General features: G+C 71.0%; 13 protein-coding genes. 8 read left to right on the top strand and 5 right to left on the bottom strand.

Annotation, left to right across the window (positions count from 1 at the left end; all coding sequences use genetic code 11):
* Positions 1–143 precede the first annotated feature (143 nt).
* Positions 144–1298 (bottom strand): hypothetical protein, encoded by a 1155-nt coding sequence (locus ACFWM7_RS27255; protein ID WP_383265184.1) that lies wholly within the window; start codon positions 1296–1298, stop codon positions 144–146.
* Entirely contained in the window at positions 1298–2062 is a 765-nt protein-coding gene (locus ACFWM7_RS27250) for an RNA polymerase sigma factor (protein WP_383265182.1), read from the bottom strand. Before ACFWM7_RS27250 ends, ACFWM7_RS27255 begins: the two co-directional genes overlap by 1 nt.
* 523 nt (positions 2063–2585) lie before the next feature.
* Between ACFWM7_RS27250 and ACFWM7_RS27245 the strand changes: the two genes are divergently transcribed.
* On the top strand, positions 2586–2804 hold the full coding sequence (locus ACFWM7_RS27245) for a hypothetical protein (RefSeq protein WP_383265179.1): 219 nt from the start codon (positions 2586–2588) through the stop codon (positions 2802–2804).
* Between the two features lie 95 nt (positions 2805–2899).
* Here the strand turns inward: ACFWM7_RS27245 and ACFWM7_RS27240 are convergent, their stop codons facing one another.
* The 3 genes from ACFWM7_RS27240 to ACFWM7_RS27230 form a co-directional block, all read right to left on the bottom strand.
* Positions 2900–3478, bottom strand: a complete 579-nt coding sequence (locus ACFWM7_RS27240; RefSeq protein WP_383265177.1) for a hypothetical protein — start codon at positions 3476–3478, stop codon at positions 2900–2902.
* A 49-nt stretch (positions 3479–3527) separates the two neighbouring features.
* Positions 3528–4355, bottom strand: coding sequence for a DUF4328 domain-containing protein (locus ACFWM7_RS27235; RefSeq protein ID WP_383265175.1), 828 nt, complete (start codon positions 4353–4355; stop codon positions 3528–3530).
* A 183-nt stretch (positions 4356–4538) separates the two neighbouring features.
* Positions 4539–6149 carry a family 20 glycosylhydrolase gene (locus ACFWM7_RS27230; protein WP_383265172.1) on the bottom strand — a complete coding sequence of 537 codons (1611 nt, stop codon included), beginning with the start codon at positions 6147–6149 and terminating at the stop codon, positions 4539–4541.
* A 443-nt stretch (positions 6150–6592) separates the two neighbouring features.
* Between ACFWM7_RS27230 and ACFWM7_RS27225 the strand changes: the two genes are divergently transcribed.
* The 7 genes from ACFWM7_RS27225 (at position 6593) to ACFWM7_RS27195 (ending at position 12400) form a co-directional block, all read left to right on the top strand.
* On the top strand, positions 6593–7177 hold the full coding sequence (locus ACFWM7_RS27225) for a 2-oxo-4-hydroxy-4-carboxy-5-ureidoimidazoline decarboxylase (protein WP_383265187.1): 585 nt from the start codon (positions 6593–6595) through the stop codon (positions 7175–7177).
* A 178-nt stretch (positions 7178–7355) separates the two neighbouring features.
* Positions 7356–7736: a succinate dehydrogenase, cytochrome b556 subunit gene (sdhC, locus tag ACFWM7_RS27220; RefSeq protein WP_078625614.1), complete on the top strand. Its 381-nt coding sequence runs from the start codon at positions 7356–7358 to the stop codon at positions 7734–7736.
* 5 nt (positions 7737–7741) lie between these two features.
* Positions 7742–8224 (top strand): succinate dehydrogenase hydrophobic membrane anchor subunit, encoded by a 483-nt coding sequence (locus ACFWM7_RS27215; RefSeq protein WP_383265170.1) that lies wholly within the window; start codon positions 7742–7744, stop codon positions 8222–8224.
* A gap of 30 nt (positions 8225–8254) precedes the next feature.
* Positions 8255–10009 carry a succinate dehydrogenase flavoprotein subunit gene (sdhA, locus tag ACFWM7_RS27210; protein ID WP_383265167.1) on the top strand — a complete coding sequence of 585 codons (1755 nt, stop codon included), beginning with the start codon at positions 8255–8257 and terminating at the stop codon, positions 10007–10009.
* Positions 10009–10776, top strand: coding sequence for a succinate dehydrogenase iron-sulfur subunit (locus ACFWM7_RS27205; RefSeq protein WP_205085414.1), 768 nt, complete (start codon positions 10009–10011; stop codon positions 10774–10776). Before sdhA ends, ACFWM7_RS27205 begins: the two co-directional genes overlap by 1 nt.
* A 141-nt stretch (positions 10777–10917) precedes the next feature.
* Positions 10918–11520 (top strand): hypothetical protein, encoded by a 603-nt coding sequence (locus ACFWM7_RS27200; RefSeq protein WP_383265163.1) that lies wholly within the window; start codon positions 10918–10920, stop codon positions 11518–11520.
* Positions 11521–11536: 16 nt separating this feature from the next.
* Entirely contained in the window at positions 11537–12400 is an 864-nt protein-coding gene (locus ACFWM7_RS27195) for a hypothetical protein (protein ID WP_383265160.1), read from the top strand.
* Positions 12401–12531: the final 131 nt, after the last annotated feature.

Genomic DNA, 12531 nt, shown 5'->3' with positions numbered 1-12531 from the left:
GAGCCGAAGGTACGGGGGGAACCCCGGCTCGTTGCGCGGCCGATGACCAGTCGGCTCACTCTGTACTGCGCCCGGCTTACGAAAAACGTCACACCTGGTGGCGCGGGCCGTCCGGCAAGACCTGAAAACGCAGGTCAGCGGGGTCAGCGGGTCAGCACGGAGGCCGCACCGCTGCTCTCCGGAAGGGACGGAACCTCAGCGTCCGCCCCGACACCGGCACCCGCTCCGGCACCAGCACCCGCTTCCGGAGCCGCGGCGGCGCGCGGTACGGGGTGGAAGGAGACGGGCGGCAGCGAGCCGCCGCCACCGTTGCCCGGCCCGTTGTGGCCGCCGTCGCCGTCGTCGTCCCCGCCGCCGGAGCCGCCGTTCCCGCCGCTGCCGCCGCCCCCGCCGAGCAGGCGGTCGCAGAAGCGCTTCAGGTTCTTCTCGCCCTTCGCGAACTGGATCAGCTGGCGTCGGCTGCGCTCGTCCAGCGTGCCGTCGCGGAAGGCCTTGCAGGCCTTGACGGACTTCTCGTACCAGTTCCCGGAGTCCGTGTCGCCGCCGGAGCCGCCCGGGCCGCCGGGCCGTTCGTCCTGGCCGTCGCCGCCGCCGGAGGTCTCCTCCCGGCCGTCGCCGTCCGGGCGTTCCGAGGTGCCCGGGCGGTCCTCGTCGGACTCCCGGCCGGTCTCGCCGGTCCGCGCGCCGTCGGGCTCCTCGGGGCCGCCGGATTCCCGGTTCGCGGGCGAGGAGGTCGCCTCCGGCTCGGCGGGCGAGGACGGGTCCGCCGGGGCGGACGACTCGTCGACGGGCCCGCTGGACATCAGGGGGCCCGGGGTCACCGCGGCCGATACGGAGGTGGCCGGCGCGGGCGAACCCTGGCCGCCGAAGGTTCCGGTGAACACGCCCGTACCGGCGGCGACCGCCACCCCGCCGAGCGCGCAGCCCGCGAGCGAGGCGACCAGGCCGAAGCGGACCGGCCGGCTCCAGCGCGGGCGGCGGGCCGGGGCGTCGGGGGCGGAGCCGAGCTGGACGGCGTGCAGCAGTCCGGGGCGGCCGGGGGCGGCGGCGCCGGCGGCACGGCCGGCGAGCCGGTCCACACCGCTGTCGTGGCGGGCCTGCCGGAACGCGGCGAGGACGGCGTCCTCGCCGGGGAGTTCGCCTGCCGGGGCCCGCAGCCCCGCGCGGGCCGCGCCGAGCGCTTCGGCGAGGCGGAAGGCGTCGGTGCGGGCCTCGTCGCCCACGGGGACGACCGGTTCGCCGCGGAGAAGTCTCTCCGCCGCGTCCTTGTCAAGCCACTCGTAGTGCTCGTCGGCCATCACATGTCCTTCTGCGTCCACGGTCGCGAATGCGTCACACCGGGAGTGACCGCGGCGGGCGTCGCCGGACCGCCCCGGCCGGGCCGCTGGGAGGGCACGGCCCCGAGCCCGGCACCGCCGCCCGCGTCCTGGCCCGCGTCGCCCTGGGCCGGTTCGGGGGCGCCGTCCGGGTCGAACGCGCCGTCGCCATCGGCCCGGGGCGCCGGGAACTGGCCGTCGGCGCCGAGGAGTTCGGCGAGTCGTTTGAGGCCGCGGTGGGCGGCGGTGCGTACGGCGCCGGGCCGCTTGCCCAGGGTCTGCGCCGCGCTCTTCGCGTCGAGCCCGACGACCACGCGCAGCACCACGGCCTCGGCCTGGTCCTGGGGCAGCTGGGCGATGAGGGACATGGTGCGGTCGGTGTCCAGGGCCTCGATGGCGTCGCCCGCGGTGTCGGACTCGGCGGCGCGCGCGGTCAGCTCGGTCTCGTCGCCGCCGATCGCGGGGCGGCGGCTGCGCATCCGCAGGTGGTCCAGAGAGCGGTTGCGCGCGATCCGCGCGGCCCAGCCCCGGAACCGGTCGGCGTCGCCGCTGAAGCGGCTGAGGTCGCGGGCTATCTGCAACCACGCCTCGGACGCCACGTCCTCGGCGTCCGGCTCCCCGACCAGCGTCCGTATGTAGCCCAACAACCGTGGCTGCACCGCGCGGTACACAGCACGGAAGGCGTCCTCGTCCCCGTCCTGTGCCGCGAGCACCGCGGCAGTCAGCTCCGCGTCGTCCCCCAGCACTCCCTCAACCCGCCCTGCCGTCCTCAATCGCAGCTGGTCAACTGCTGCGCAACCCTGCGCGAACCAGCACGCTACGTGCTCGGCGGGGGTCACGTCCACGACTTGTACAACTCGCAACAATTCGTCGGCCGCCCCTCCGGTGTGACAGAAAACGCAGTCATGGCGCTGAGATGAGTACGGGGTCGTGCTGCGACCCCGTGGAAGACGGCCGGGGCCTCTCCTGTGGGGGGTGGCGGCCCCGGTCGTCGCTCCTCCTCTCCCTGCGCCTTTTCACCGACGCCGAGGGGGTGACCAACCCCTCACGGATTCGTCCGGCCACCCGCTCGCGTCCTGTGGATCGGAACGGCCGAGGGTCTGGAAGCCAAGGTCACCGACGCCGAGGGCATCCCAACGTGGTGCTGTCCGTGGCGGCCGAGCGTCTTTCGGACGTTCGCAGGTGATTTTCCGACTGTGCCCGGTGCGCCGCCCCCTCCCCTCCTAAGCTCTACACGCCTGTAGATCTACTGGGAGAAGGGGAACGACCGTGGCTTCGATCGACCTGGACAAGGTGCTGGACAAGGCGTGGGCGGACAAGAGCGTGCCGGAGGTGCTGGCGGCGCCGGTGTCGGCTCTCAAGGGTGTCTCGGACCGTCAGGGTGACCTGCTCAAGGAGGCGTTCGGGGTGGACACGGTCGCCGATCTCGCCCGCCTGAAGTACGTCGGGTGGGCGCAGGCCCTGGCGGCGCTGGACGCGGCGAAGTAGCGCCCGGCCGTCGCGCGGTGCCCCGGACGGGCTCCTTCCGGGCACCGCACCACCGATGTGCCGAGGGAAAAACTTCTGCTGGTGCCGGGCCGCCCTCAGCCCCGTCCCCGGGCCCGTCGTGACATCACCGCGCGCAGGACCCGGCGGCCCTCCGTGGACAGGTCCAGCGCCTTGCGGAGGCCGGCGCCGCTGCCCGCCGTGCCGGTGGTCTCCGCGAGGATCTCCAGGATGCGGACCTGCCGTTCCAGCTCCCCCGCGACCAGCGGGCCCACGGCGGCGGGTTCGCCGCTGCGGGCCGCCTTGAGCAGGTGCTCCTCGTCCGGCGGCGCGTCCCCGTCCGGGGCGTCGAACCGGCCGTGGACCCGGAGCGCGACCAGCGAACAGGCGTCGGCCCACTCCCGCAGCGGTACGGCGGCGAAGTCGGAGGGGGCCGCGCCGAGCATCGCCCGTACGAGCGCAGCCGGGCCGTCGGGGACCGACGCCTGCTCCATCGCCGTACGCACCGCCGCGAGCCGGATGGCCCAATCCCGCCCGTCCTCACAGCCTGCCCAGAGCGGGCGCAGGGGCTCCGCGTCCGGCCCCGCGAGCAGCGGCAGGCAGCGTTCCAGGCAGGCCACGGCCCCGGCGGCCAGCGTGCGCTCGTCGGCTCGTTCGATCAGTTCCAGCAGACTCATTGACGTCTCCCTCGGTCTACCGGATACTGCGCCGAATGGCTGAAAATCGTCACATCGTCGCTACGGGGGCGTTGCGCTCCGGGGCGGGCGCCAGGGAGTGCGCGGCCCGTTCGACCTGCATCCGGGTCACCGCGCGGACGAAGAGGATCGCGAGCACCGCGGCGACGATGTCCAGCGCGTCGGAGGCCGCCACCAGGCCCGCGGCCCGCACGATCTCCGCCGGCTCCTCGGCCCGCTCCCACATCCGCCCGGAGACCCGGGCGAGCAGCAGCGTCCCGACCCATGCCGCCCACCAGAGGTTCAGCGGCGTACGGGGAACTTCCCGCAGGCCCTCGTCGGGCCGGGGCCGCGCACTGGCCTCCCAGATGCCCGCCGCGACCCGGTACGGGAACCAGAAGTTGGCGATGGGGACGAACCAGCCGCCCACCGCCCAGCCGGGGCCCATCCGCTGCACGCTCGGGTCGAAGACCTCGGCGTTCCGGCGGGTCCGGTGGAACCAGACGATGAAGACGACGGCGGTGACCAGGAACGCGAGGCTCTGCACGTTGCCCGACACGAGGTAGAGCCGCTCGGCCGACGCGCCGCCCTCGCCGTAGACGGCCATGCCCCCGTCCGTAGCAAGCCGGTCCCAGAGGTAGCGCATGCGCAGGCCCGTGACGAGGGCGAACAGGTCGGTGGCGATGACCACGCCGAGCAGCACCGTCACCGCCCGGGACAGGGCGACGGGTGAGCGCGGCCAGGTGCCGACGCCCCAGCCACCGGGGCCGGGGACCAGGGCTGTCGAGCCTTCCGGCAGAGGCGGCCGGGTGCCCGAGCAGAAGGTGCACAGGCCTTCGTCGGTCACGGCCGTTCTGATGCGGCAGCGGGTACAGAGCACGGAGAAGTCCCCCCAGGACATGACCGATGTGACGGACGTGATGGATGTGATGGGCGTGGCGAACGTGATGTCCGTGTGTGACCTCTCGCGTCCCTCCCCAGGAGCGCGCGGTCGGCGGACCGTAGCCCGTGGACAGCACACCTGTCCACGGGCTGTGGTCCGCCGCCGGGGAACGCCCCGGAACTACCCGGCGCTGCCGGTCCGCTCCGCCAGCTCCTGGAACTGTGCCCAGCTCAGCGCGGGCTTCCGCGGATCCCACAGCTTCTGCGAAGTCGCCACGAGCGGCATCCTGATGCCGTCGGCCACCTGCTCGGTGGTCTGCGCGTTCGGCAGGTCGCCCCAGACGGCGAACCGGCCGCCGAGGATCTGCTTCGAGTAGCGCTCGGCCACGGGTTCGGTGCCGCGCAGGACCAGCGGGGTCCACTGCTCGTAGATCCGCTCGCCGGTCGGGTAGACGAACTCGTTGGGCTCGCCGAGCACGTAGTAGAGGAACTCGTCGTTGAGGTTCAGCATCTTGTAGCCCTCGGCGAGGTACTCCTGCGGCGGGCGGGCGCCGATCTCCTTGCCGGTCCAGTACTCGATCTCGATGTTCTCGTCGGCTTTGACCTTCGTGCCGCGGAAGAGGCCGTCGTTCCAGGCCTTCGCGGTCCGGCCCTTCGGGACGACGACGTCCGCGCGGTCGTTCAGCCAGCTGGTGGCCAGGTCCTCGATGGTGGCGTCGGAGCCGTGCTTCTCCTCGGCGGCCCGCTGGAGCTGGGGGTAGGAGGCGGCGGGGTTCTGGACGGTCAGCGCTTGGTACTCGTCCGCGCCGAGGTGCCAGAACCGGCCCGGGAACAGCTCGGTGTACTCCTCCAGGAGTTCGTCGATGAGCTTGGCCGCGCCCGGCTTGGAGATGTCGATGGAGCCCTTCGACTCGACGCCCGCGGTGTTGCGCAGCTGGAGGTCGGGGTGGGCGGCCAGCACCGCGCCGAGGTGTCCGGGCGAGTCGATCTCGGGGACGACCTCGATGTGCCGGCTGTTGGCGAGGCCGACGATGCGACGGACCTCGTCCTGGGTGAGGGCCTCGTCGGAGACCACCTCGGGGTGGGACTTCGACTCGATCCGGAAGGCCTGGTCGTCGGAGAAGTGCAGGCCGAGCTGGTTGAGCTTGAGGTCGCCCATCTCGCGTATGCGGTCCTCTATCCACTCCGCGCTGTAGTGCTTGCGCGCGATGTCGAGGTTGAGTCCGCGCTGCGGGCGGTCCGGCCGGTCGTTGACGACGCCCTCGGGGACCGTGCCGTCCGCCTTGAGGGACTGCTTGAGCGTACGGGTGCCGTAGAAGACGCCCGATTCGTCGGGTCCGGTGATCTTCACCTTCCGGTCGCGCACGGTGAGCGTGTACGACTCGGTGGGGCCCGCGTCCTTGGCGCCGAGCGCCAGCTCCACGTCTCCCGCCTTCGCCGGCTCGGCGCCCCGGTAGCGGATCTTCAGCTCCTCGGCGAGCAGCTCCGCCTCGTCGGCGAGCACCTGGCTGCCCTTGGCGATGACGACGGTGCTGTCCTTGCCCGGCTGCCAGCCGGGCCCGCGCGCCGCCGTGTGCTCGCGGACGGCTGGGATCACACTCGGCGTGCTGGACATCGGGTAGCTGCGGGAGGGCGACGGGGCGGCGGCCTCGGCGGAGGTGCCGGAGGGCGACGCCGTGTCGCCGGACGGTCCGCTGCCGGATCCCTCCGGCCAGACGACGACGGTGAGGACGACGGCGGCTGCGGCCGTGACAGCCGCGCCGGTGACAAGGGCACCACGCGTGGGCGACATCGGGCAGATTCCTCCGTTGAGGGGTCAAGGACGGGTGAAACGAGTGAATAGGGTGCAAGGCTGGCATTTTTGTCGCGGCCTCGCCCATCGAGGACATCGGGCGACCGGACGGAACCCCGGCCGACGCAGGTCAGACGTCCATCACACGTTCCGAAACTCTCCCATTCGGGTGATTCTTCTCCGGTCCGTCGGACGGCCGTCGACCGATCTCGTTAGCGTTGCGGCACATTCGTCTCCCTCTTCACTCCCACCCCGCGGAACCTCCTCGCGCTCCCGCCTGTCTTTCAGGGACGGAGGACCCTTCTCCGGTTTCGGGTTTCCGGGATCACCGGGTCACAGCTGCCATTGATACGAGTCGATACGAGGTGTCCACGCTGTCCAGGTCCAGCGAGTCCCCCGCCGGCCTGCCGAAGCGATCCACGCCCCCGGCCGGCCGGTCGGCCGTGCCCGTGCAGCCGCGCCACCCGGCCCCGGCCGACGCCGCGGCCCTGGCCGGTGCCGCGTTTCCGGCCGGCGTCCCGGGAGCGCCGCCCGCCGACGGGTCGCCGGTCGATCATGCCGTCGGCCTGGCCCACTTCAACAGCCTCCCCTTCGCCGCCGCCGAGGCGGCCTTCCTCGAGTGCTGCGGCAGTCTCCGCTGGGCCCACCGGATGGCCGCCCACCGCCCCTACCCCGATCTCGGCGCTCTACTGGCCGCGTCCGACGAGGCGGGCTACGACCTCGCACCCGGCGACATCGCGGAGGCGCTGGCCGCGGAGCCTGCCCCCTGTCTGCACAGCGACGCTCCCCGCGCCGCCCATCTGGCGCTGCGGGCCGCTCACGCGGCGTACGAGAGCAGGTTCGGCCACGCGTTCGTGATCTGCCTGGACGCCGTCGGGCCCTCCCAGTACGTCGACCAGGTGCTGGCCGGGATCCGGGTCCGGCTGGCGCACGAGGTGGACGAGGAGCGGGCGGTGACCGCCGAGGAGCTGCGCCGACTCGCCCGGAGCCGGATCGTCGGACTCGTCGCCGCGGACCCTCGGCGGTAAGGGTCGCTCTAGCCCGTACGTGCCTGTTTGATTGCCACTTTGATCACACCAGAGGCCCCGGCGCGAACGAACCGACAAAGCGTCGCTACGATGGCCGGGGCCGGTGGACCGTACCCGGCCGGGTCAGACCGACAGTCAAGCCGGCCGACCCCAATCCCCGCTCCCGGAGGGTTCTTCCGTGCCGGCTGGAACGCTGTACCGCGGCCGGGAAGGCATGTGGTCCTGGGTGGCTCATCGAGTCACCGGTGTCCTCATTTTCTTCTTCCTGTTCGTACATGTCCTGGACACCGCTCTCGTCCGCGTCTCCCCCGAGGCCTACGACGAAGTCGTGGCCACGTACAAGACGCCGATCGTCGCGCTCCTCGAATACGGCCTGGTGGCCGCGATTCTCTTCCACGCGCTGAACGGTCTCCGGATCATCGCCGTGGACTTCTGGGCCAAGGGCCCGCGACTCCAGAAGCAGATGCTCTGGACCGTGATGGGCATCTGGATCGTGCTGATGGTCGGGGCCCTGTACCCCGTCCTCGGTCACGCCGTACGCGACGTCTTCGGGAGCTGAGGCCCATGTCCAGCGAGACTTCTTCCGCAGCCGCGATCGGTGATGTCGAGGGCGTGAGCCTGTACGACGTCGACAACCCGGCCCCGGTGATCGAGCCCCCGCGCAAGCGCACGGCCAAGACGCCCAAGGCTTCGCGCGGCAACTTCGAGATGTACGCCTGGCTCTTCATGCGCCTGTCGGGCATCGTCCTGGTCGTCCTCGTCCTCGGCCACCTGCTGATCCAGCTGGTGCTCGACGGCGGCGTCTCCAAGATCGGCTTCGCCTTCGTGGCGGGCCGCTGGGCCTCGCCGTTCTGGCAGGCCTGGGATCTCATCATGCTGTGGCTCGCCATGCTCCATGGCGGCAACGGCCTGCGTACGGTCATCAACGACTACGCCGAACGGGACAACACCCGCTTCTGGCTGAAGATGCTCCTGTACACCGCCACGGTGTTCACCGTCCTGCTGGGCACGCTGGTGATCTTCACCTTCGACCCGAACATCCGCTAGGCGCCGGGACAGAGGGACCAGAGGAAAACCATGCAGATCCACAAGTACGACACCGTCATCGTCGGCGCCGGCGGCGCCGGCATGCGCGCGGCCATCGAGTCGACCAAGCGCAGCCGCACCGCCGTGCTGACGAAGCTCTACCCCACCCGCTCCCACACGGGCGCGGCGCAGGGCGGCATGGCCGCCGCGCTCGCCAACGTGGAGGAGGACAACTGGGAGTGGCACACCTTCGACACGATCAAGGGCGGCGACTACCTGGTCGACCAGGACGCCGCCGAGATCCTGGCGAAGGAGGCCATCGACGCCGTCCTCGACCTGGAGAAGATGGGCCTGCCGTTCGGCCGCACGCCCGAGGGCAAGATCGACCAGCGCCGCTTCGGTGGTCACACCCGCAGCCACGGCGAGGCCCCGGTCCGTCGCGCCTGCTACTCGGGCGACCGCACCGGCCACATGATCCTCCAGACGCTGTACCAGAACTGCGTCAAGGAGGGCGTGGAGTTCTTCAACGAGTTCTACGTCCTGGACCAGCTGATCACCGAGGTCGACGGGGTCAAGAAGTCCGCCGGCGTCGTCGCGTACGAGCTGGCGACCGGCGAGATCCACGTCTTCCAGGCGAAGTCGGTCGTCTACGCCTCCGGCGGCACCGGCAAGTTCTTCAAGGTGACGTCCAACGCCCACACCCTGACCGGTGACGGCCAGGCCGCCTGCTACCGGCGCGGTCTGCCGCTGGAGGACATGGAGTTCTTCCAGTTCCACCCGACGGGCATCTGGCGCATGGGCATCCTGCTGACGGAGGGCGCCCGTGGTGAGGGCGGCATCCTCCGCAACAAGGACGGCGAGCGCTTCATGGAGAAGTACGCGCCCGTCATGAAGGACCTCGCGTCCCGTGACGTCGTCTCGCGCTCCATCTACACGGAGATCCGCGAGGGCCGCGGCTGCGGTCCGGCCGGTGACCACGTGTACCTGGACCTCACCCACCTGCCGCCGGAGCAGCTGGACGCCAAGCTCCCGGACATCACCGAGTTCGCGCGGACGTACCTCGGCATCGAGCCCTACACGGACCCGATCCCGATCCAGCCGACCGCGCACTACGCCATGGGCGGCATCCCGACCAACGTCGAGGGCGAGGTGCTGGCCGACAACACCACCGTCGTCCCGGGCCTGTACGCCGCCGGCGAGGTCGCCTGCGTCTCCGTGCACGGCGCCAACCGCCTGGGCACCAACTCGCTGCTGGACATCAACGTCTTCGGCAAGCGCTCGGGCATCGCGGCCGCCGAGTACTCCGTGAAGAACGACTTCGTCGAGCTTCCCGAGAACCCGGCCCAGCTGGTCCAGGACCAGGTCGAGCGGCTGCGCAACTCGACGGGCACCGAGCGGGTCGCCGACCTGCGCACGGAGCTGCAGGAGTGCATGGACGCCAACGTGATGGTGTTCCGCACCGAGCAGACCATCAAGACGGCGGTCGCCAAGATCGCCGAGCTGCGCGAGCGGTACCTCAACGTGTCGATCCAGGACAAGGGCAAGCGGTTCAACACCGACCTGCTGGAGGCCATCGAGCTGGGCAACCTGCTCGACCTGGCCGAGGTCATGGCGGTCTCCGCGCTCGCCCGCAAGGAGTCCCGCGGCGGTCACTACCGCGAGGACTACCCCAACCGCGACGACGTCAACTTCATGCGCCACACCATGGCGTACCGCGAGGTCGCGGATGACGGCTCCGAGTCGGTCCGGCTCGACTACAAGCCGGTCGTCACGACCCGCTACCAGCCGATGGAGCGTAAGTACTGATGGCTACCCCCACCCTGGACAAGACCGACAACGCCGAGGCCGGCTTCGCCGACTCGCCGTTCATCACGGCCACGTTCCGGATCCGCCGCTTCAACCCCGAGGTGTCGGACGAGGTCCACTGGCAGGACTTCCAGATCGAGATCGATCCGAAGGAGCGTGTCCTCGACGCCCTTCACAAGATCAAGTGGGAGCTCGACGGAACCCTGACGTTCCGCCGTTCCTGCGCGCACGGCATCTGCGGTTCCGACGCGATGCGGATCAACGGCAAGAACAGGCTCGCCTGCAAGACGCTGATCAAGGACATCAACCCGGACAAGCCGATCACGGTGGAGGCCATCAAGGGCCTCACGGTCCTCAAGGACCTCGTGGTCGACATGGACCCGTTCTTCCAGGCGTACCACGACGTCATGCCCTTCCTCATCACCAAGGGGAACGAGCCGACCCGCGAGCGTCTGCAGTCCCCCGAGGACCGCGAGCGGTTCGACGACACCACCAAGTGCATCCTGTGCGCCGCGTGCACGTCCTCGTGCCCGGTGTTCTGGAACGACGGCCAGTACTTCGGCCCGGCGGCGATCGTCAACGCGCACCGCTTCATCTTCGACTCGCGCGACGAGGCCGGCGAGCAGCGGCTTGAGATCCTCAACGACCGTGACGGCGTGTGGCGTTGCCGCACCACGTTCAACTGCACGGACGCCTGCCCGCGTGGCATCGAGGTCACCAAGGCGATCCAGGAGGTGAAGCGCGCGCTCATCACGCGTCGCTTCTGACCCGCCCGTAACACCTGTTACGTCGACAGGCCCCGCCCCCGCAGCCTCACCGCTGCCGGGGGCGGGGCCTGTTGCTGCACCGGGGCCCCACGGGCGGTACGGTTCAGCGGAGCTGAAGACCGAAAGAGAACGGGGATCGTCGTGAGCGAGCCGAATCCGTACGCGGACGACGCGTACAAGTGGGGCCCGCCCCAGCAGCAGCCGGGTCACCAGCCGACCGTCGCCGACGGCCAGGCGTACGGGTATCCGGCGCCGGGCGCCACGCCCGCGTACGGCTATCCGCAGCCGCTGCCGGAGGCGGCGACCCAGCCGGGGCCCGGTTACGGGTACCCGCAGCACGCTCAGCCGACGATGCCCGGGCAGTACCTGCCGGTGCCGCAGGGCGTGCCCGGCCAGGGCGGGGTGCCGGTGCTGTCGATCGGCGACATCACCGTGATGAGCGACGCGATCGTCACCCCGTCCGGGTCGATGCCGCTCAAGGGCGCGGTCTGGACGGCCACGGACATGTCGCGCACAGAGGAGAAGATCCCGACGCACGCGGTCGTGCTGGCGATCATCTTCGCGCTGTTCTGCCTGATCGGCCTGTTGTTCCTGCTGATGAAGGAGAAGCGGACCACCGGCTTCATCCAGGTCACGGTCACCAGCGGCGGCCGGCACCACTCCACGATGATCCCGGCCATGGGCCCGCACACCTTCCCGGCGATCATGGGCCAGCTCAACCACGCCCGCTCCATGAGCGCCTGAGCCCCGGGGCGGTCCCATGGCGCGCTTCGAGCACACGGTCACCGTCGCTCCTCTGGACCGTGGCTGGTTCGAGGAGGCCGCCGGCCTGACGGTCGGCCTCCTGGACGCCTCCCGGGAGGGCCCGGACGGGGCGGTCCTGCTGGCCGACGGGCGGGCCGTGGACGGCCTGCGGCTGCTGAAGGGGCGTCATCTGCAGCCGGGAGCGCGCTATGCGAGCACCCCGGAGGCGCCGGAGAAGCCCGCGTCCTCGGAGGCCGCCCCCGCCCCGGAGCCCGCCTCCGGGCCCGTCGCGCAGGCTGTCCCGGTGTCGGAGGCGACCGTTCTGCGTGAGTGGCGGCCCTCCCGCTCCATAGAGGTGGAGAACCTCATGGAGGACGCCTCCTTCTCCGTCCGGACGAAGATACGGCTGCGCGATCCGCTGACGCCCCGGGCGCTGGAGCTCTCCCTGTCCGGGCACAACCCGAAGGGCGGTTCGCTGTACCGCTTCTCGGGGCGCGGCAAGGCGGATCTGGCCGCCTGGTGGGCGGCGGTGGACCGGCTTCCCGCGGCTCCCCCGGCCGCCCGGGCCCCGGTGTCCGGCAAGGCGGTGCACCGGCTGGGCAAGGCCCGTCTGACGGTCACCCCGCGCCCGGCCGAGGACGGTTCCTGGCGGGTCTCGGTGGTGCTGGGCGTGCGCGGGCGGTGGCTGCTGCGGCCGGTGGGCGCGGTGGCGCTGTTCTTCGCCCGGGGAGCCGTGACGCGGAGTTTCCGGGAGGCGGTGGAGAGCGCGGCCGAGGAGTGGAACACCGCGCTCGCGGAGCTGACGCCGTTGCACGGCGAGGCGTTGCGCGCGGAGATCGCGGACGCCCTGACGGATCCGGACGGGTCCGAGGTCCTCTGATCCCCACCCCGCAGCCCCTTCTTGAACATGTTCAAGAAGGGGTCTCGGGCATGACTGTAGACCCCTTCTTGAACATGTTCAAGAAGGGGTCTACAGTCATGCCCGAGAGTATTTTTGAACGCGTTCAAGGC

The organism is Streptomyces sp. NPDC058375 (assembly GCF_042723425.1).
Lineage (GTDB): Bacteria > Actinomycetota > Actinomycetes > Streptomycetales > Streptomycetaceae > Streptomyces > Streptomyces durocortorensis.
The sequence above is the reverse complement of the archived record's forward strand: the minus strand, read 5'-3'. Positions and strand labels throughout refer to the sequence as shown.